This is a genomic window from Pseudomonas sp. P7759 (assembly GCF_013386445.1).
In the GTDB taxonomy this organism is placed as follows: Bacteria; Pseudomonadota; Gammaproteobacteria; order Pseudomonadales; family Pseudomonadaceae; genus Aquipseudomonas; species Aquipseudomonas azotoformans_A.
Map to the genome: position 1 here is coordinate 110,553 of NZ_JACART010000015.1, position 19,714 is coordinate 130,266.

The window sequence follows — 19,714 nt, forward strand, 5'->3', positions numbered from 1 at the left end:
GTAATGAAGAGCTACACGTCCAGAATGTAGACTTATACAGGTAAAGTAATCGCGCACATGGAGAGGGTATGAAACGCAAGCAATCCATCGAGCAGGTACGCTGGGATCTGGCACTTCGCTACCGTTTGATCGAAACCGTTGCCTGGTGGGAAGGCCGGCTGACCACAGGGCACCTGATGCAGAGCTTTGGCATCAGCCGCCAGCAGGCGTCGAAGGACATCAATACCTACATCACCGAACATGCGCCCGAAAACTTGACGTATGACAAGCAGATCAAGGGCTATGTACCAAGCGCGCAGTTCGAGCCGCTGTTCATCGAAGACAGCGCCAGCGCCTATTTGCACCTGCTTTACCAGAATAATGAACGCGCCCCGCACATCGACGGGCTGGCACTGGCTTATGCACACACCCGAGTGCTGGAAGTGCCTGATCGGCCCATTCGGCCCGAGGTGCTGCGCCCCTTGCTCAAGGCCTGCCGTGAAGGCCTGCGCCTGGAAACCGAATACGTTTCCTTCAACACCCCCGACGTCGAGGTGCGCCTGATCGCACCGCACACGCTGGTCTACACTGGCATGCGCTGGCACGTGCGGGCCTACTGCGAAAAGAACGGCCAGTACCGCGACTTTGTCCTCAGCCGCCTGCGTGGGCAGCCAGACTTACTCGACGCGTCGCCAAACACCCGCGAGCAGGACGAAGACTGGAATATCGAGGTGCCGATTATCTTCGAGCCTGATTGGCGGTTGAACGCGGCGCAGAAGGCAATTATCGAAACCGACTTCGGCATGACGCAGGGACAACTGGTGGTCTCCAGCCGCCGGGCACTGGTGAAGTATGTGCTGCAGCGGTATCAGATCGACCACCGCAACATGGCAATACTGCCTGAGGCCCAGCAACTGGTGGTAAGCAACCTCCAGGAACTGCAGCCGTGGTTGATGAAGTACTGACACTTAGCTCTTCGCAGCGTCAACCGAGATAAACTGCGTGGCTGCGCCAACCTGCTCGGCAAGCCGCTTCTGCTCATTACTCTACTGATGCTGGACAGGCTGGAAGCGCCCGTTACCCCGTAGTGATAGCTCAGTGACTGTACTGGGAACAGGGGTCGCCCGACATTGGGCGGCCGAACTGGTCATCGGCAGGCCAGGAATACTTGTCGCAGTATTCCAATCGGTATTCCTGCTTAAAATACAAACCGGAGTTATCACCATTAATCAATATGTTACTGAGCTAATTCAACTTCCCCCGGCTCCACCACTTCAACATCTAAAGACGTCCACGGACGTCTTTTTTTGTGCCTGGGATTCAGTAAATAAAGAGATTCAGGCACCCGGAGAGTTGGCAGTCACCCGTCAGCCCCGCCCGGATCAGTAGATGCGCAACCACCGCACCTACACCGATCACGCTTACCGCTTCACCGCATTCAATTCAGCGCCTTGAACTGCGCCTCAATGTTTTCTGCCTCAACACGCCATGCCTGGAATCGCTGCTGGCGTTCACTGCTGTCTTTCAGGCTGTTCTGGAGCATGGAAACACTTTCTTTGAGCTCCAGATACTTGCCGAAGAATTGCTCTTTGAATTGCTCGGCGTTGATCAGGCCTATTAGCTCCTTGCGCTGCTTCTCGAAGTCTTCAACCATCTTCGCGATGGAAGTACGGAACGCCTCTTCCCGCTTGTATTGCTCCCAACTATCCCAGGCTTCCATGGCAACGCCGAGAAAGGCGAGTGCACCATTGGCGCCCTTGGCGAACTTCACGGCGCCCCAGGGTTTGAATTTGAGCAGTGAGCCAAGCTCCATGCCTATCATCTTGCCTGCGCTGACCACTGTGTCGCGTGCGGCTAACACGGTGGTGTTATTGATCATGTTGCCTTTAAGCAGGTGATTGACACCCTGTTTGCCGAATGCGCGGACATTGGTGTTGAAATGATTGATTTCGGTATCAAAGCCGAGCTGCATCTTCGCCACATCAAGGGTGATGGATTCGGTTTGCCGACTGAATTCGTTCTGCAGTCGCGTAGCAAGCACGATGCCCTCTGCGCCCACTTCGCGCTCGAAAAAGTCGCCAAATGTCTCCAGGCTGGCACCCTTGGCTTGCATGATCAGGTCAGTGAAATAGCGCTCTACGAAAGCGCTCAAACTTCTGCGCACTGCCTCGATTTCTCGCCCTGTAGTTTCCAACTGGTCTTCCGAGCGGCTTTTCAGCTCACGAAGTCGGCTCACCTCCAGCGAGATTTTCTGATCATTCTCGATGGCCACTGGTAGCTGCTTGTTCAGCACATCACGAATCACGCTGTTGTGCATTTCGCCAGCCAACGCGACGCTGCCGCCGCTGTTCTGGATTTTGTAGGTAGTTGCCGATTGCAGACTGGCGATATGGGACAGCGCTTTGAACTGGCCAATGTTGGTCAGCCAATGATCAAACCCTAGATCAAATGGGTTCGCCGCTACTGCCACGACAGTCAACTGAGCAACTTCGGCTTTGCTTAGCCCTACCAGCTCGCGCAGGCGCCCGGTGACGTTCGTACGTTTGATGGCCAGGTTGGCCTGGTAGTCCTGCTCGTCTTCAACGTCGGCGACTTCGTCAAAACGGCTGAGTACAAATACCGTGCGGGGCAGCAGGTCCAGGGTTCGGAACAGCCAGACCAAATCGTCCTGGTGGCTCTCCTTGATCGGGTTGGTGGAGTTCATGACGTAGAGCACCAGATGGGCTTCGCTCACGTACTTCTTGGTGGTGTCTTTATATTTTTCGATGGCATTGGTTTCGGCGTTCACCTGCTCCTTGAAACCGAACAAGCCTGGGGTGTCAATCAATACAAAGTCGTCACCCACTTCGTAGACTTTCACTTCGTTGGACGACTCCTGGTGGCTGATTTTCATGCTGGATTTATCCAGCTTTTCCATCCAGGCTGCGGCGATAGACGTTTTGCCTTCCGAGAAGCCACCAATCAGGGCCACTTTGAGTTTTTCACCGGCCACGCTGCCGATGGCGGTTTGCAGTTTGTCCTTGAGCACCGGATCAACCGTTACGCCGGCGGCTTCGCCCTGATCGAGAAATGTGAGCAGTTTGCCGAGCAGGTCTACCGAGAGCGCTTGCTGAGCCTTGAATGTATCGAGGGTGTTTTCCATTACAGGGTTCCTGCGTTGTCGATTTGGCGAGAAAGGGCAGTCAGTTGATCAGTCGATTGACCCAATAGCAGTACCAGGCCAGCGGTCTGGGTGATGGGGGCTTCAAGTGCCTGCTCCAGCACGCGAATTTTCTTCTCCATGTCTGCCAGGGAGGTTTTCAAACCGTCGTGGAGCAAAGTACGTAATTCACCTGTTGCTTCGCGCAGGTTGCTATCAATAGCGTCGCGCTGCTGGGACTTCCTGTAGTCAGAGCTGAATGCGCTGCGAACAGCCTTGTAAGCCGATACTGCGAGCCCCGCGAGCGCGGGGGCCAGCACCAGCAAACTGGTACCACCGGTAAAGAACGCCGCTGCAATAGTGCCCGCCACGCCAATCAGCAAGCTGCCGACTTTGACACCGTTGTCGATCTTGATCTTGAGATTGAACTGGCTATCGAGCTTGGTACTGCCAAGTTTCGCGTAGATACCCGTCAACTCGCGCGCTTGCTCTTCGAAGCGAGCAAGAATGTCTTCGGCCTCCTTTTGGAACCGCTCGACCTCCTTCGCGATAACCTGCGGTAACTCATCACTCAGCTTCTTTTGCTGAGCATCGATGGTGCCGCGAAACGCTTGCTTGAACTCATCATTGCTGATGTCGGTATCGATGCGTTTGTACATCGCATTTCGCACGCGGCTGACAAACTGATCAATCTCCGTTTCACCGGCTGACTCCAGACGTTTTTTCAGGGATTTGAAGCTACCCTTCAATTGCACTTGAGCACTGTGACCGTCGACACGCAGGTTCTCCAATAACTGGCTGAACCTGCCCTTGAGCGCCTCCAGCGCTGTCACCGTCTGGTCCAATGCATCCTTGGCCTTATGGAAATTAGCTCGGGTTATCTTGGCGTCGCTGCCATCGAGTAACTTACCGTTGAGCAGGTATAAAAACGCGCGCAAACGGGTTTTTTCCAACAGTTCTTCAGCGTTGAAGTCCGCGAGAATCTTGGTGCGCCGAGTGGCATTTTGCGAGTGGGGGGCAAAGTGATCGGTTGAGGCCAAAAACGCAGGCAGTGCCGAGAGGGGAAACACCTCGCGGTAGTTGGCACCAAGCTGCTCGCGCATCTTCTCGTTCAGCCCTTCCAAACTCACAGCTTCGTCTTCGGAGATGAGCGGTCGGTCGGTAAGCGAGTGTTTGGGGTTGGTAATCTTCTTGTTGAAAATCGTCCAGACCTCGGTTTGCGCGCCAAGGTGTTCCTTGATTTTTTCCAACGTGCCTTTGCGCTGTGCATCACCGGTTTGGGGTGGAGCCGCCTGGTTAGTGACATAAAGCACGGCGTGAGCCGTCTGCACGGCTTTTTCGATCTGGCTGACCACCAGCCCTTCGTTACCCTCGATACCGGGCACATCCAGCAAAGCGAATGGTTGGCCGTTCAACTCCAGATCGTAGCGTTGGGTTTGGCGGGTGAAATCGGCACGGCCGTCGCCAATGATCTCTCCGTCGCCGAGGGTTTGCAGTTCTGCCAGGGCGCTTTCACTATCCTGCGCTTGTTGCACGCATTGTTGTGCCAACTGGTGTTTACCCTGCTCCGCCTCGCCATGTTGGGCACGTAACGGTTCGATGGCACTGTCACGGGCGGCAACCAGCACTGGCAACTGCTGCTCGGCGAGCACCAGTTGCGCCTCCTCCGGTATTGGCTTGAACAGACGAATCAACTTTTGCCAGAGCGAGGCAGTTTCCTTGCGTTCGACGATTAGCGCCTGCAGGCCATTGATGGCATCGAGCGCATCGCTGTGCAGGCGGCTATGGTGTTCGATAGTGCCGTTAAGCTGTTGAACCAGACCGGCGAGCTGAACGTCTGTCTGTTCGAGCAACTGCTGCAGGTGCTGAAGGTTCGCTTCGCTCAGTTCGTATTTTTTTTGTAGCTCGCGGAATGCCTTTTGATGGACGACCTTGGTGGGCTCTTGCAACAGAATCCGCAAGGTTTCAATAAGGGTTGATTTGCCGGCACCGGTTTCGCCATACACCGCAATAGTGAAGGTTTTCCATTCGGCGTTTTCTTGAAGCGCCTTGAGCTGCGCGGTCAGCGTGACTTGCTGTTCATTCAGCAATTCTCGCGCATCTTGTTGCGCCAGATTCAGCGCTGGGTCGGTCGACTGGGTGTTCAGCGAAAGGGTAATGCTCGCCAGCTCATCATTGATGTGTTGATAAATATCGCCAGGGGTCTTGAGGTCAAGCGTCATGGTGCTTACGTCCTGTAAATGAGGTGGTTCAGATGGTGGAGTGGTAGCAGCCAGGGCCCCCTCCAGCACCTCTAAACCTTGATCTTGCTCCGTGGTTTTGAACCGTACCTGGGTCAGCACCTCAGGGAGTTGTTTCCAGTAGTCACCGTGCGCAAAGCCAGTGATCTGGATATTTTCGAAATGCTCAACCTCGTTGCGACCCAGGCAAACCTCGCCTGCGTTCATCAACAACGTCCAATCAGATTTGGAGTAGGCATTGATCAGGCGTCCTTTGAGCACGCCGCGCATCTGATGCGCCTCAGAAGGCTCCACGGTGACCGCAGCAGCCATCAGCAAAACATCATTCACCGCGAGTGAGTGAGACCGCGCGGCGACAAGTTTTTTCAAGCTACTGATGACCAGACGCCCACCGAGCGAATGCCCGATCAGGTTGACGGTATCGATGCCCAGGTGGTGGTCACGCAGGTAACCACTTAATTGGTCGAGTAGTGACTCGCCCATTTCCTCGGCTCGCGAACGGATTTTCCAAAAGTGCGAGCCACGATCGACAGCCGCGGCTGCGGCGCCAACCGGCAATGACACCCGGCTTGTGGCGTGAAGCAGTGTTTTTGACGTCCGATTGAAGCGGGCAAAATGGCTGGACGGCCAAAAGGCGAAAATGTTCGTGTGGTTGCGAATGGATTCAGGAATGCTTGCCAGCAAGGTTTGCCGGTCTTCGACACTATGGCCGGCGCTGTAACCGTGAACGAAGATATTCGCTTCATTCGATCCGTGGCTTTTATTTTGTAAGCTGCTGAACGTAAATAGTCTGCTCATCGAGTTCTCGCTATCCCTGCCACTACAACCATCGCTTGGCGATGATGATGATCAAATGCGCACATAGCGCTACGCCGACCAACACAGCCAATACTTTGGCTGCTATGTAAAAAAACCCCTGCACATCTGTGGACAAAAAGCCCAGTAATAAACCCATACCGGCGATCACACTGGAAATCAGCAGCAAGCCGATATAAGGACGCAACATCCGCGAAGCGGCGCCTCGCTCAATCAGGCTGGCGAGTACCGCAAGCACCACAAAAACCAACACAGTACCGACTATAAGGCCCATACCCCTTCCTCCTTGATTCAACGGATGTGCTTGATGCGGCGGTGGCACACCCAGACAGCCACAAATAATGCCACAACGCCACCATCCGCTGCAGCTAGCGGCGCGCGCACCACTCCGCTGCCGCCGCCTCAAGCCACCCTGCCGCGCGCATTTTCAGCGCCGTACTGCCGCACTTCGGACAGATCGCAAACCAATCACCGGGCATCAGTGCATCACTGCGCGGGGCGACGGTTTTCTTCCACCTGCAGTCTTCACACACAAACGTGAAGGGTTTGGGTTTTATCGGCATCAATACGTTCTCCTGAATACCCGCCCCACGGCTTATTCCTCTAACGGGAGCATTGCCTGCAAAATCACCAGCTGTCGCTGCAACTGCGCGACGTGTTCTCTTTCGGCCCGCAGCGCCGAACGCAACTCGCGGTTTTCTACTTCCCAGATCTGCGCCCAACGCAGATCTTTCTGATAATGGTCGACCATTTTCCAAAGCTCGCTAAGCTTCAAACACTGCTGTATCAGCACCAGCAGGATGATCCCCATCACCGCCAATGCCCCCGTCGAAACCGCTTCCGACATACTCATGCTCACATCCCTTCATGCCTTCGATGTATTCCGAAGACAGTCACACGATATGTAGTGTTTAACGACAGGTCTAGAATGTAGACTTATACAGGTAAAGTATTCACACACATGGAGCGGGTATGAAACGCAAGCAATCCATCGAACAAGTCCGTTGGGACCTGGCACTTCGCTATCGTTTGATCGAGACCGTTGCCTGGTGGGAAGGTCGGCTGACCACGGGGCACTTGATCCAGAGCTTCGGCATCAGCCGTCAGCAGGCCTCCAAGGACATCAACACCTACATCAATGAACATGCGCCCCGAAACTTGACATATGACAAGCAACGCAAGGGCTATGTACCGAGCAAACAGTTCAAACCGCTGTTCATCGATGACAGCGCCAGCGCTTATCTGCACCTGCTTTACCAGAACAATGAACGGGCGCCGCACATCGACGGATTGGCCCTGGCCTACGCTCATACCAAGGTGCTGGAAGTGCCGGACCGACCGATTCGGCCAGAAATCCTGCGGCCCTTGCTCGCGGCTTGTCGCGACGGTTTGCGCCTGGAAACCGAATACGTTTCGCTCAACACCCCGAACGTGGAAGTCCGCCTGATTGCCCCACATACCCTGGTGTACACCGGGATGCGCTGGCATGTGCGCGCCTACTGTGAGAAGAACCGCCAGTATCGCGACTTTGTATTGAGCCGCCTGCGCGGCGAGCCGGACCTGCTCGACGAGTCGCAGAACACACGTGAGCTGGACGAAGACTGGAACACCGAAGTACCGATCATCTTTGCACCCGATGGCCGCTTGAACGCGGCGCAGCAGGCGATCATCGAAACCGACTTCGGCATGACGGATGGGCAACTGGTTGTCGCCAGTCGCAAAGCATTGGTGAAGTATGTATTACGACGCTATCAGGTCGACCCGAGAAACCAGGCCACCAACCCAGAGGCACAGCAGATCGTGGTTACCAATCTCAAGGAGTTGAGGCCCTGGCTCATGCATGATTGAGGGCGGTGCGCCGCACCTTCTGCTCGCGTACGGACGCACTCGGCCGTATGCACGTCAGGCGTCGAGCGAACAGCTGTGAAAAAACTGCTCGAACACAGGCGTCGGCAAATGCTCTGCATCGAGCAGGCCGAAGTGGTTGCCTACGTTGCGCCCCAGGGCCATCAGCGTTCTTGCGGCGTTCTCGGTCCCGGCGTAGCCGGCGCTCAGGATGAACTCGACGCGCGCCTGCGCGCTCGTCGCCTGCTGATACGCCTTCCCGGTGATCAGCACATCCACCAGGCACACATTGACCCGCTCATCCGCCAAGGTGAACGGCTCCAGTTCCTTATATCCCAGTGCCGCGCACAAGCCGTCCTTGCCACCTTCAACGATGCGTTCAAGGGTTTCGATGGGGCGACCGAACAGGTCGAACTCCTGCATGGAAAACGCAAAGCAGTAACCTTGTGCAGTCGCGCGCGAGATCGTCTTGGCGTCACGTGGGTGAGTCGACAGCCAGTCAACAAATGACGCTTTATTGTCCTCTGCACCGCTGCGGCGAAACATGAGGTAATCCTGGATGACCTGGCTGAAGGGATGCCCCGTCGGTACCCAGCCCGTGCTTTCACGCTCGCTGTGCTGCGCTTGAGTCACAGGTTCCAATGGCGTGGGCGGCACGCCAAAACAGCGCAGGTCATAGCCAAGCATGAACAAGCTGGCCTCAAAGGCGTGGCAGCGAGCGGGTAAAGCACCGTGCTCACTAAACCAGCTCGTGCGTTCAAGCAAGGCTCGGATAATCCAACCCAGACGAACCTGCCAGCGCGCCCACGTCTCATAATTGATCGATGAAAATTGTGGCGCCGCCAACCCATTCACAAACGCCCCCGGGTTACGCAACTGGTTACCACGAGCACCTCCGGAAGGGAACGCTAACAAGGGTTTTCCCTTGCCGGTCCATTGCTCGCGAAACAGTGAATACAACATCCCCATCGCAGCGCCGACGCGACTGTCGTAAATTGGCGATCCAGACACATCAAGCAATGCGTGAATCTTGGTCAGGCCCGCATCAAAACGCTGCACGCTTTCGGCGTTGAGATCCTCCAGGTCGTGGTCAGTATCAAGCGCCATAAGCCCGGCCATGTTGCGCAAATAATTCGTCAGGCGACCTTCGGCAGCCAGCCGCTGCAAAAAGGGAATCGCACCCTGTACACCGCCCCAGCGAAGCACCTGCAAACAGGCTGCGAGGGCTTGCACATCATCACACGCAGTGACGGCACTTGTTAGCCATTCGCGCAGTTGTCCGAGGGAGCGTAGGGTCTGTGTCCAGGTCTGTGAATCGACATTGTTCTGGTGCGTATCCTGCCAGCTCGCCTTCCAGCGATAGTGCTTGATCACTTGCTCGAAACCCTGAACCTGGGCGATCAAACCACCGGGCACGAAGTTACTGGCTTTAAAGCGCAGATTGAACGAAAGCACCGGCAAGTTAACTTGCAACCATGCAAGAAAATCCACCACTTCAGGTTGTGCAAGGAATTCTGCGCGCTTCATGCGGACCACCGAATGGGTAATATCGAATGGCCATACCTTAAGCAATACAACAGGTTACGTCGAGGATAGGTGCGTCTATAGGCATTGGTATCTCCATATTTTTTGAGGTCACTGTAGTGAGCGGGCTTGTCTCGCGCTGGGTGGCGAAGGCGCCCACCGCCACAAGCTACTGGCCAGCCAGCAATTGATCGTGCTGAGCGAACTGTTGGTAGAGCGAGTACTGGTCCTCACCCAAGACACACCAGCATTCCAATAACAAAAAAGGCCGAGGAAACTCGGCCTTTTGCTGTCATCTGCCTCAGAAATCCCAACGCGTCGTGACCATCACATTGCGTGGGTCGCCGTAATACGCCGAGTCATAGAAGCCGATGTTGGTGAAGTACTTCTTGTCGAACAGGTTGTTGACGTTGAGCGTGGCCGACAGGTTCTGGGTCAGTTGATAGCGCGCCATCACGTCCACCAGCCAGTATGGGTCCTGGGTAAATTTTTCTGAGCGACCGCCACCTGGATAACCCCAGTTGCGCACGGTCTGCCAGCCCGCGCTCTGCCAGCGTGTGCCACCACCGAGGGTGAGTTTGTCCAGGCGGCCTTGGAGTTTGTAGCTGGTGTAGAGGGTGACCTGATCCTCTGGCTCCCAGGTCGCCACTTTCTTACCATCAGCATCGCGGGCGATCTTGTGGGTGTAACCGGCCTGCAACTGCCAGCCTGGCGCGAGTTCGCCGGAGATCTCTGCTTCGTAGCCTTTGGTTTTGCTCTCGGTGCCCATGTACGCGTAATCGACGGCGGGCTGCGAGTTCCAGGCGGTATCGGCGATTGGGCGATTGGTTTCGTGCACTTCAAAGTAGGCGAGGCTGGCATTCAGGCGGCCATTGAAGAATTCGCCCTTGAGGCCTATCTCGTAGTTTTTACCCTCGTCGGGTTGAAGCATGGTGTTGGTTCGATCGCGGTACTGGGTCTGCGGCTTGAAGATTTCGGTGTAGCTGGCGTAGGCGGTGAAGTTCTCGTTGAGGTCGTACGTTAGGCCGGCGTACGGCACTACCTTGCCGCTTTCTTCGGTGTCGCTGGTGCCGGTGACTTGATAGTTGGCAACCCGCGTGCCCAGCAACAGGTGCAGCGCGTCGGTCAGGCTGAAGCGCCCGGTGACATAGGTGCCGGTCTGGCGGGTGATTTCGTCACTGAAGCGGGATGCCTTACCCCACGCAGGCTCGATAGCCTCGCCGTGCCAGTTGTAAAAATCATAGGAGTTGTCGAAGTAGACGGGGTTACGGTAGTCCTTGCCCTTCCACCGCGAACTGGAAACGGACTGGCCGATCACCAGTTCATGCTCACGCCCGAACAGCTCAAACGGCCCCGACGCATACACATCCAGGCTGTCGCTGGTGGTGTCGCCGGTGTATTTGGCGGCATAGATCGAACTGGCTGTCGCGGAATCCTGGGAGATGTAGCCCAGCGGCGCGTCATAGCCGTTGACCTGATGGTTGTACTGGCCTTTGGTGACCCAGCCGTTGTCGAAGCTATGTTCCAGGGTGGCGAATACGGTGTGGCTGTATTGTTGCCATGAGCCCCATTTGGGCCCGTTGTTGAACGAGCGCGGCAGGTCGAGTTTGTTGCCGGTGGCGTCGAAGATGGTGCGGGTGCCGGTCCAGCTGGAACCTTTGGGGTCGCTGTCCTGGTAGTCGGCGCCCAGGGTCAGCAGGGTGTCCGGGGTCAGGTCGACTTCGAGGATGCCGTAGAGCACGCTGGTCTTGCGCGAGTAGTGATCCAGGAACGATTTTTTGTCCTGATAGGCGGCCACTGCGCGACCGCGCACGTTACCGGTGTCGGTCAGGGGGCCGCTGACGTCGACCTGCGAACGGTAGTTATCCCAGGAGCCCGCACCCAGTTCGATGCTGCTCTTGAACTCGGAAATCGGCTTCTTGCGGATCAGGTTGATGGTGCCGCCAGGGCCGCCGGCACCGGTCAGCAGGCCGGTAGCGCCCTTCAGCACTTCGACGCGGTCGTAGATCGCCATGTCCGTCATGGTCTGGCCCGCTGAGTATTGAGCATCACGCAGGGTCGGTATGCCGTCGTACTGGAAGTTCTCGATGGAGAAACCGCGCGAGTAATAGTTGGTGCGTTCGGTGTCGTAGGTCGACACGGTGATGCCCGGTGTGTGGCGCATTACGTCGTCAATCGACTTGAGGCCGAAGTCATCCATGACCTGGCGGGTGACCACCGAGATCGATTGCGGAGTCTCCCGTGGCGTCAGCACCAGGCGCGTGGCCGTGGCAATGGTGCCTGGGGTGTACGAGCCCGTGCCTTCGGTGACAGTGCCCAGTTGGTTGGCGTTGACCTGAGTGGTCTGCAACTCCATTTTGCCGTCCTGTGAGACCGGTTTGGCCACCACGCGATAGCCGCCCGGCTCACGCTCTGCCTGTAAATTCGCTGGGGCCAGCAGGCGCTCAAGGCCTTCATCCACAGAGAAACTGCCTTGCAAACCCTTGCTCTGAATGCCGGCAGCCAGCGCGGAATCGATACCGATCATCACACCCGCTTGCTGCCCAAACGCACCCAACACACGGTCAAGACTGCCGGGCGAAATGTCATACGCCTGGGGCTGGGATTGTTCCTGGGCGGGCGCCGCCGTGGCGGCCATGGCACTGTGACTGGCGGTTGCCACCGATAAACCGAGGATAACGGTGCGCAAAGCGCTGACGCGGCTGAGCATAAAGACTGTCCTGTCGTGAAAGGGTTGGGTGGACGCTTTTTTCTGCGTCTTACCCGTCTTGATGCTCGAGACTCAAAAAACTGCCACGCGATGTAAAAATAATTTCAGGTCAGGCCGGCACGACCGTGGCCAGGTAGCCAAACACCCGTTGCACACGTACGGGCAACACTTTGGCCAGCAGGTCCAGGCTGGCCTCGGGATGGTCCAGCGAGAACGAACCCGATACCTGCAAACCCGCCACGGCGGGATCGCAGCGCAGCACGCCGCGACGGTAGCGATCGAGTTGCTCAAGCACCTCGCGCAGTGGCATGCGCTCGGCGATCAACAGGCCTTGGGTCCAGGCGTCGGCGCTGGATGGCACGGCGGCGAGCGGCCCGCCCTGCAGACGGTCGAAACTCAATTGGTGGCCCATGCCGAGCAGGAGGCTCGCGCCGTGCGAAGGTTCGATGGAGGCGCTGCCCGACAGCATCTGCACCTGCGTACCCTGCTGGCGGGGCAAGTCGTGGCTGATGATCATCCGCGACAGCGCCGCCGGGCGTATCCAGCCATTAGCCGTCTGGACCGCGGTGCCCGCGCTTGTTCCGGTGCTCAACAACAACCTGCCGAGGTTGAGTGCCAGGTGCGCATCACGGATATCCACAGCGGTGCGGGTATCCAATTGCAACTCGCCGTTATCGGCCAGGCGCAGATGCCGTCGCTCCCCAGTAGCGGTGTAGTAATCGCTGAACAGCTCCGGCAACAGCACCCGCTCGCGCACGTTCAGACCCAGCGCGGTGGCTACGCTCAAGCCAGCGAACCCCTTGAGGACCGTGCGCCGCGACGGAACACTGCGTGCCCGTAGCAATTGTCGGGCATTGGACGCAGGCAGCGCCTGGGTGTTGAGGCGCATATCGCGGCTGAGCCCGGCCAAACGCTGCCAGGCCAGTTCATGTTGCGGGTTCTCGTTGCGCCATTGCTGGCAGGCATGCTGCTCAGCGGCGCCGCAGGTGCCGGATTGCAACGCGACCATCCAGTTCAAAGCCTGGTCCAGCACGCATTCGTCCAAGGGTTGATCGTTGGCAGACTTGAAGCGGTTCATGCCGCGTACACCGCCAGGTAGCAATGGCGATAGGCTTTGAGCATGGCTTTTTGCACCACATTCACGCTGAGGTCCATGCGTTCGGCGATCTGTGGATAAGTCAGGCCATCCAACTGGGACAGCAGGAAAATCTCGCGCACCTTGCTGCCCAAGCCATCCAGCACCTGGCCTACCGAGTCCAACGCTTCGAGCACCAGCAAGCGGGTTTCCGGTGAAGGCATGTGCTCGGGCTCCAAAACTGCCAGTGATTGCTCATAGGCGCGCTCCAGCGCCTGACGACGGAAATACTGCCCGCACAATCGACTGGCGACCGTCGTGAGGTAAGCACGCGGCTCACGGAAAACCGGCACGGTGCCGCTGCTCAAGATCCGCACGAAGGTATCTTGGGCCAGGTCCAGGGCCTGCTCCTGCCCGCCCAACCTGCGCCGCAGCAACTGCACTACCCAGCTGTGATGCTGGGCATAGAGCTCGCCCACGACCTGATGGGCAGAAGAAGATGAGGCCATCGGTGTGATATCCAGGGGGACGGCTGCGAAAAGTCACACATGATAATACTTCTCATTAGAGACAGGTTAGGAGTTTCTTACTGAGCGTGGCACCTGCCCTCTTGGACTCCCCCGTACTTCCCATTACCCTGCTCTCCTCTATCAGACATCCGGAAGTCCGATACCCGTGTTCAAGCCACTCGCCGCTCTCGCCCTCGCCTGCGTTCCTCTGCTTGCCACCGCCGCCGACCTGGCCGGTGTCTGGACCGGCGCCTTGGGCAAATCCGCGATTACCGTCTGTTTCAACGGTGCCCACGGCGCCAATGGCAGTTATTACTACCAACGCATTCTCACGCCCATTCAACTGACCCAAGCCAACGCCAGCGAGCCCTGGGTGGAAGAAGGGCAAACCGGTTTCTGGCAGTTGGACGATCCGCAAGGCGACACGTTGACCGGCAGCTGGAGCAAAGCCATTGGCGGCAAAAGCCTGGCGCTGATGCTCAACCGCGCGGACACGGACAGCTGCGCCAGCGACACCTATAACAATCCGCTGGAAGCCACACCGCCTGCGGTGAAGGTCGAGAAGAAGACCTTCGCCGAACACGCCTATCAGGTGAAGACCCAAGGCGGGCAGGTGATCCTGAAACTCGAGGGCGATGGGGAAGCCATCGATAAGATCAACCGGGATCTCGCACGCATGGCCATCAATCCGGATGGCCAGACCGATTTTTATAGAGAGCGGCGTAACTCACTGGACCAAAGCGGCAGCACCAGCACCAGCGAGATCACGGTGGAACCGTTCTACTGGTCATCGCACTGGATCACCGTGCGTTTCTATCGCTGGTCAGCGGGTTACGGGCGCGGGGGGATCAGTTGGGGCCTGCACAGTTGGAACCTGCAATCCGGTGAAAAGGTCGACCCCTGGACCTGGCTGGGCGGCCGTGAGCAATGGGACACGCCCTACTCGGGCCAGGTCAAACTGCCCGCCACCTTCAGCGCCTGGTTGGCCAAACAAACCACCGTCGACGAAGGGTGCCCGGCTGTGACCAGCTACTCCACCTTCGACTTGAGCTTCAACACCCAGGGCCTGCAACTCTCCACACCCGCCCAAGGCGATGGCTGTGACAACGAACTGAGCTTCACGTGGGAACAATTGGAACCGGTGCTGACGGCCCAAGGCAAAGCTGCTGTGCCCAGCTTGAAAGCACCCTAAGCAAGCATTCAGCCTTACAAAAATCCCACACTCGTTCACGAAATATTCAGAAACGCCCACGGATACTAGCCCATTGCAATGACCGTTCCCCCGGACGGTCCTCCTGCCCTGGTAGCCACACTCCATGACGCGTCCTGCTCCCCTGCTGCTCCTGCTGGCTGGTCTGTTGTTCTTCTTTGCCTTGGGCAACCATGAGCTGCAAGGCTCCACCGAAGCCCGCGTCGCCGGGATCGCCATGGCCATGCACTTGGACAATAACTGGGTAGTGCCTCAGTTGTTTCGTGAGCCATTCCTGGAAAAACCGCCTTTGAGCCTGTGGATCGACGCCGGGGCGATTCGCCTGTTTGGCGGCACCACCTGGGCCGTGCGCTTGGCTTCGGCATTTGCAGGTCTGTTCAGCGTGATGCTGCTTTACACGATGCTGCGCAGGTTCGGGCGACCGCAGACGCTGGCGGTCAGCGCGGCGTTGATCCTGGCGACCATGGCCAGTTACTGGAGCAACGCGCGTGGCGTGGGTGAGGATTCGCTGCTCACCCTAGGCGTGACCACCGCGCTGCTGGCGTTCTACCAGGCCGTGCGGCCCGACCGCCAAGGCTCCAGCACCGGCGCATGGGCACTGTTTACCGCCGGGATGGTGATCGCCACCCTCAGCAAAGGCGTGCTGGGCCTGGCGATGCCGGGCATTGTGATTTTCGCGTACCTGGCCAGCACCAGCCTGATGGACAAACGCCTGCAGATTGGCGACTGGCTCAAGCCCGCGCTATTGACCTTGCTGGCGCTGATACCGCTGGTGATCTGGCTGGTGTTCCTGTTCCAGCGCGGTGGTATGCAGGCCGTGGCCGAAGTGTTGCTGACCAACAGCGTCGGCCGTTTCAGCGGCTCGTTTGTCGAGGCCGGGCATTACGAGCCGTTCTACTACTACATCGCCAAGCTGCCCGAGGCGTTCCTGCCTTGGAACATCCTGGTGTACCTGGGCCTGTGGCACTTTCGCAAAAGCCTGGTGCGCAACCGCTACCATCTGTTTTTCAGCATCTGGTTGGTGGCGCAGTTCACCCTGCTGACCCTGGCGTCGAGCAAACGCACCGTTTACCTGATGGCACTCACCCCCGCCGCCGCCGTACTGGCCGCAGAATATGCACGGGTGTTGCTGGACTGGCTGAAAACCCACAAACCCGCGCTGCATACACATCACAGAACCGTGGTGGGCGGGGTGTTTACCCTGGCCGTGGGTTGCTACTTGATCGCCGCCTTCTGGTTCGCGCCCAAAGCCGACGTACGCCAGTCGTTCGTACCGGTGATCAGCCAGGTCCAGGCATTCAGAGACGAAGGTAAGGAAGTGGTGTTGTTCCAGCCCAACGAGCGCATCGCCGGGGCCAGCGTGTTCTATCTGCAGGCCTATTTGCCGATCCTACAGACCGAAGCCGAGTTGCATCGCTACCTCGGTGCCAAGCCCGGCAACATTGCGTTGCTGGACCATACCAACGACCTGGCCACCCCGGTGAAGGTGATCAAGCAGATGTCGATCAATCGCCAGCCTTACTACTTCGTCGAGCAGTAAGGCTGGCGCGGGGCATCAGTGCTTGGTGAGCTTGTCCAGGTAGCCCATCGCAAACGCCGAGACCACGAAGGTCATGTGGATGATTACGTACCACATCAAATGTTGCGGATCGACGTTCTTGGCGTCCATGAAGATACGCAGCAAGTGGATGGACGAAATCGCCACGATGGAGGCCGCCACTTTCATCTTCAACGACGAAGAGTCCATGGTGCCCAGCCAGTTGAGCTTTTCTTTGTTCTCATCGATATCCAACTGCGAGACGAAGTTCTCGTAGCCGGAGATCATCACCATCACTAACAAGCCACCGACCAGCGCCATGTCGATCAACGACAACAGCAACAGGATCACTTCAGCTTCCAGCATCGTGAAGATATTGGGAATGACGTGAATGATTTCCTGGAAAAACTTCAGCGCCAGGATCAGCAGGCCCAGGGACAGCCCCAGGTAGATCGGCGCCAGCAGCCAGCGTGAGGCGTACATAGTATTTTCGATGAAGCGTTCCATGGGATCTCACACAGCTTGTTTAAAATGGCGGCGAGTATACCAGCCGCCACAAGACACCTGTAATCGCCGGAAAACTGACCTTTGCGGCATCTGTAAGAGAATTTTTCTGCTAGTGTCGAGCCCAATAACAACTCGGCTCGATGACGTCGGACAGGAAAAACTCAGATGATGGATGTGCGATCCCCTTTGGCCAGTATCGGCCTGTGCGCGGCATTGCTGCTGACTGGCGGCTGCTCCCCCAGCGACGAGCAGAAGCAGACCACCCTCGAAGAGAAAACCGCCAAGTTCGAACAATCCCTCGACAGCATCCAGGACCCCAAGCTACGCGACGCCGTCGCTGACCTCGGCGGTTCGCTGCTGTTGCTGGAGCGGGCGCGGGTCAAACTCGCCACCAAGCCCATCGAAGCCGAATACGGCGAGGACACCCTGGCCCTGCTCAAGCACTACGCCACACCCCAGGCGCTGGTGGACACCTACATCAATGGCTTGTTCGTGCTGCGCAAGACCTCCCACTCCGACTATCTGACCGACCTGCAGCCGGTTTTCCCCTTCAACTTCAACGTCCCCGACCAATTCCCCTTCCCCCACGGGCTGGAATGGCAGTCGGTGACCCTGAGCAACAACAAGGTCATCCCTTTCCAGCCGGAATGGTCGGAAACCGATCCGGGCATCCAACTGAGCCCCAGCAGTTCGAACCTGACCAACCCCGATGACCTGACGGTGACCTACCCGTTCATCGACGGCATCGAGACGGAAAACAAGAGCCAGCCTCAGCCTGTCAGCCTCAAGGGCACGGTTGAAGTGGTCGCGCCGGGCAAGGTGCTGACCTTTGACCTGTCGAAAAAGGACGTGGGCCACAAGCGCACCGAAGGCAACATCACCCTCAATCTGGTCTTGCTGGAAAAAAACTACGCCGAGATCGAGCTGACCAACAGCCAGCCACTGGCGCCGGAAGTGGGCGACGAATCGCCTAATCCGTTGCTGGTGCAGGCGCGGGACACCACCGGGCAATTTCTCACGCGCTCGGGCTCGATCAACGAAAGCAGCGCCCAAGTCGCGTTCTACGAGAAACAGCTGGCCGAGATGCAAAAGCAGAAGGCCTGGTCGCAGGCGTTCGAAAAACAGCTGACCGATGAACAGAAAGCTTTCGAACACAAGCAGGGCAGCCATTACGCCAAGGTGTACTTCAATGGTGTGATCGACAACCTGCAGGTCAACGTGCTGGATTTCTCCACTGCCACGCGCACCCGCAAAGACCTCGACCTGCCGGTGTTGCGCTTCGACAAAAACAGCCTGCAGAAAACCGTACAAGCCCTGCCGATGCCAGTCACCGTGTATGACGACAGCGCCGCCGGCTGGCTCAAAGACGCGAGCATGACCGAAGACCAGCTGAAAAACAGCGTGACCATCAGCCAGTCGGTCGAGGACGCCAGCGCGGCGCACATCGTGTTCGACCACCCGTTCACCTTCAATGACGACCTGGTGGGCAGCGAGCGCAACAGCAGCGAATCACCGGTGACCTTCTTCACCGCCGACGAAAAAGGCGAGCGTGGCGAGCCGATCGAATTGCCGACCGAGGCCTTCGAACTGAACCCGGCACGTGGCACCCTGACCTATGACCTGAACCTGTTCCCGGAAAACCCGGCCTTTGTGGTGGGCTCGATTCCGCTGTTCCTGGCGACCATCGATAAAAACGAGATTGACGTGAACAAGCTGCCCAAAGGGCTCGAACTCAAAGACAACGCGCTGATTGTCGACCAGAAGGCCTTCCCTGCCGACAGCTGGCGCTTCTACGCCAAGGACGCCAGCGGCAATTACCTCAAGGAAATCCTCGGCGTCAGCCACCGCGCCGAGGAATACGGTACGGCGATGTTTGACGTGCATTACTTCTACGGCCAGCCGACCACCCTGGAAAGCTACCAGCGCACCGACCTGAGCACCGTGCAATACGGCTTCGAGGTCAAGCTGGACAAGCCCGAGAGCAAATAGCGGTCAGTGCTGGGTGTTCCCGTTCAGCGCTCGCAGATGGGCCTGCATGTGCAGGCACCAGATCTGCGGGTCAGCCGCCGTCTCGTAGCCGTGCTGCGTCAGGCTGTCGACGATGGACTCCAGCATATTTTCCGCCACGAAGGGCCCTGGAAACGGGCCTTGGGACTTGATGGTGGAAGGCTGTTCACCGGTCATTCCGGCGGCAAACAATAACGTCCACATCCCGTTATCCCCCGCAAGAGGGCGAATGGAACATTCGATACGGGTGACCAGGCCGAAGCACTGGCGGGTAAGGCAAAGGTTGCGCGGCATGGCGGCGACCCTCGGTAGATCGGTGTTCAACCTGCGCCTGGGCGAGGCTGTTTCTATCCAGCGACTCCTGTGGATATCCCTTGAGCACAGAATAGAAGAAAACTACGACAAACCAAGGTTGTAGAGACCAACGGGCGTTGGCCCTTCAACTGCGCCAAATTTGTGACGGTTCTGCTCATATTATGGTGAGCGGGCTTTTTGTGGCTATGGGCTTGTTGTGGTGAGCGGGCTTGCCCCGCGTTGGGCTGCGCAGCAGCCCCAATAGGACCGCTGCGGTGTGCCAGTGAGATTGAATTGTTTGGTTTTGGGGCTGCTTCGCAGC

The 19,714-nt window shown here is 57.7% G+C and carries 15 protein-coding genes; 5 read left to right on the top strand and 10 right to left on the bottom strand.

All coding sequences use genetic code 11. From position 1 onward, the window contains the following. Window positions 1-68: 68 nt before the first annotated feature. Window positions 69-944 (top strand): WYL domain-containing protein, encoded by an 876-nt coding sequence (locus tag HX823_RS14565; RefSeq protein WP_177075267.1) that lies wholly within the window; start codon window positions 69-71, stop codon window positions 942-944. A 473-nt stretch (window positions 945-1,417) separates the two neighbouring features. On the opposite strand, the gene HX823_RS14570 is transcribed toward HX823_RS14565, so the two are convergent. From HX823_RS14570 to HX823_RS14585, 4 genes are all read right to left on the bottom strand, one after another. Continuing rightward, on the bottom strand, window positions 1,418-3,121 hold the full coding sequence (locus HX823_RS14570) for a LeoA/HP0731 family dynamin-like GTPase (RefSeq protein ID WP_177075268.1): 1,704 nt from the start codon (window positions 3,119-3,121) through the stop codon (window positions 1,418-1,420). After that, window positions 3,121-6,156: a DUF726 domain-containing protein gene (locus HX823_RS14575; RefSeq protein WP_177075269.1), complete on the bottom strand. Its 3,036-nt coding sequence runs from the start codon at window positions 6,154-6,156 to the stop codon at window positions 3,121-3,123. Before HX823_RS14575 ends, HX823_RS14570 begins: the two co-directional genes overlap by 1 nt. Before the next feature lie 22 nt (window positions 6,157-6,178). Then, complete coding sequence (locus HX823_RS14580; protein WP_038847650.1) at window positions 6,179-6,448, bottom strand: hypothetical protein; 270 nt, start codon at window positions 6,446-6,448, stop codon at window positions 6,179-6,181. Window positions 6,449-6,769: 321 nt separating this feature from the next. Further along, the gene (locus HX823_RS14585) at window positions 6,770-7,027 is read right to left on the bottom strand and encodes a hypothetical protein (protein ID WP_038847645.1); all 258 of its coding nucleotides are present in this window, start codon (window positions 7,025-7,027) and stop codon (window positions 6,770-6,772) included. Between the two features lie 119 nt (window positions 7,028-7,146). Between HX823_RS14585 and HX823_RS14590 the strand changes: the two genes are divergently transcribed. After that, entirely contained in the window at window positions 7,147-8,022 is an 876-nt protein-coding gene (locus HX823_RS14590) for a WYL domain-containing protein (protein WP_038847644.1), read from the top strand. A 54-nt stretch (window positions 8,023-8,076) separates the two neighbouring features. Here the strand turns inward: HX823_RS14590 and HX823_RS14595 are convergent, their stop codons facing one another. From HX823_RS14595 to HX823_RS14610, 4 genes are all read right to left on the bottom strand, one after another. Next, window positions 8,077-9,546, bottom strand: coding sequence for a hypothetical protein (locus tag HX823_RS14595; protein ID WP_177075270.1), 1,470 nt, complete (start codon window positions 9,544-9,546; stop codon window positions 8,077-8,079). Window positions 9,547-9,844: 298 nt separating this feature from the next. Further along, on the bottom strand, window positions 9,845-12,253 hold the full coding sequence (locus tag HX823_RS14600) for a TonB-dependent siderophore receptor (RefSeq protein WP_177075271.1): 2,409 nt from the start codon (window positions 12,251-12,253) through the stop codon (window positions 9,845-9,847). 109 nt (window positions 12,254-12,362) lie between these two features. Beyond that, entirely contained in the window at window positions 12,363-13,331 is a 969-nt protein-coding gene (locus tag HX823_RS14605; protein WP_177075272.1) for a DUF4880 domain-containing protein, read from the bottom strand. Beyond that, window positions 13,328-13,837 (bottom strand): sigma-70 family RNA polymerase sigma factor, encoded by a 510-nt coding sequence (locus tag HX823_RS14610; protein WP_177075273.1) that lies wholly within the window; start codon window positions 13,835-13,837, stop codon window positions 13,328-13,330. Before HX823_RS14610 ends, HX823_RS14605 begins: the two co-directional genes overlap by 4 nt. 166 nt (window positions 13,838-14,003) lie before the next feature. Here HX823_RS14610 and HX823_RS14615 point away from each other — a divergent pair, with 166 nt between their 5' ends. Continuing rightward, window positions 14,004-15,029: a hypothetical protein gene (locus tag HX823_RS14615; protein ID WP_177075274.1), complete on the top strand. Its 1,026-nt coding sequence runs from the start codon at window positions 14,004-14,006 to the stop codon at window positions 15,027-15,029. A gap of 124 nt (window positions 15,030-15,153) precedes the next feature. Next, window positions 15,154-16,587 (top strand): glycosyltransferase family 39 protein, encoded by a 1,434-nt coding sequence (locus HX823_RS14620; RefSeq protein WP_177075275.1) that lies wholly within the window; start codon window positions 15,154-15,156, stop codon window positions 16,585-16,587. A 15-nt stretch (window positions 16,588-16,602) separates the two neighbouring features. Here the strand turns inward: HX823_RS14620 and HX823_RS14625 are convergent, their stop codons facing one another. Then, entirely contained in the window at window positions 16,603-17,091 is a 489-nt protein-coding gene (locus tag HX823_RS14625; RefSeq protein WP_005791582.1) for a TIGR00645 family protein, read from the bottom strand. Window positions 17,092-17,256: 165 nt separating this feature from the next. Between HX823_RS14625 and HX823_RS14630 the strand changes: the two genes are divergently transcribed. Continuing rightward, entirely contained in the window at window positions 17,257-19,080 is a 1,824-nt protein-coding gene (locus HX823_RS14630; RefSeq protein ID WP_177075276.1) for a hypothetical protein, read from the top strand. A gap of 3 nt (window positions 19,081-19,083) precedes the next feature. Here HX823_RS14630 and HX823_RS14635 read toward each other — a convergent pair whose 3' ends face one another. Further along, complete coding sequence (locus HX823_RS14635; protein WP_033901571.1) at window positions 19,084-19,392, bottom strand: hypothetical protein; 309 nt, start codon at window positions 19,390-19,392, stop codon at window positions 19,084-19,086. Window positions 19,393-19,714: the final 322 nt, after the last annotated feature.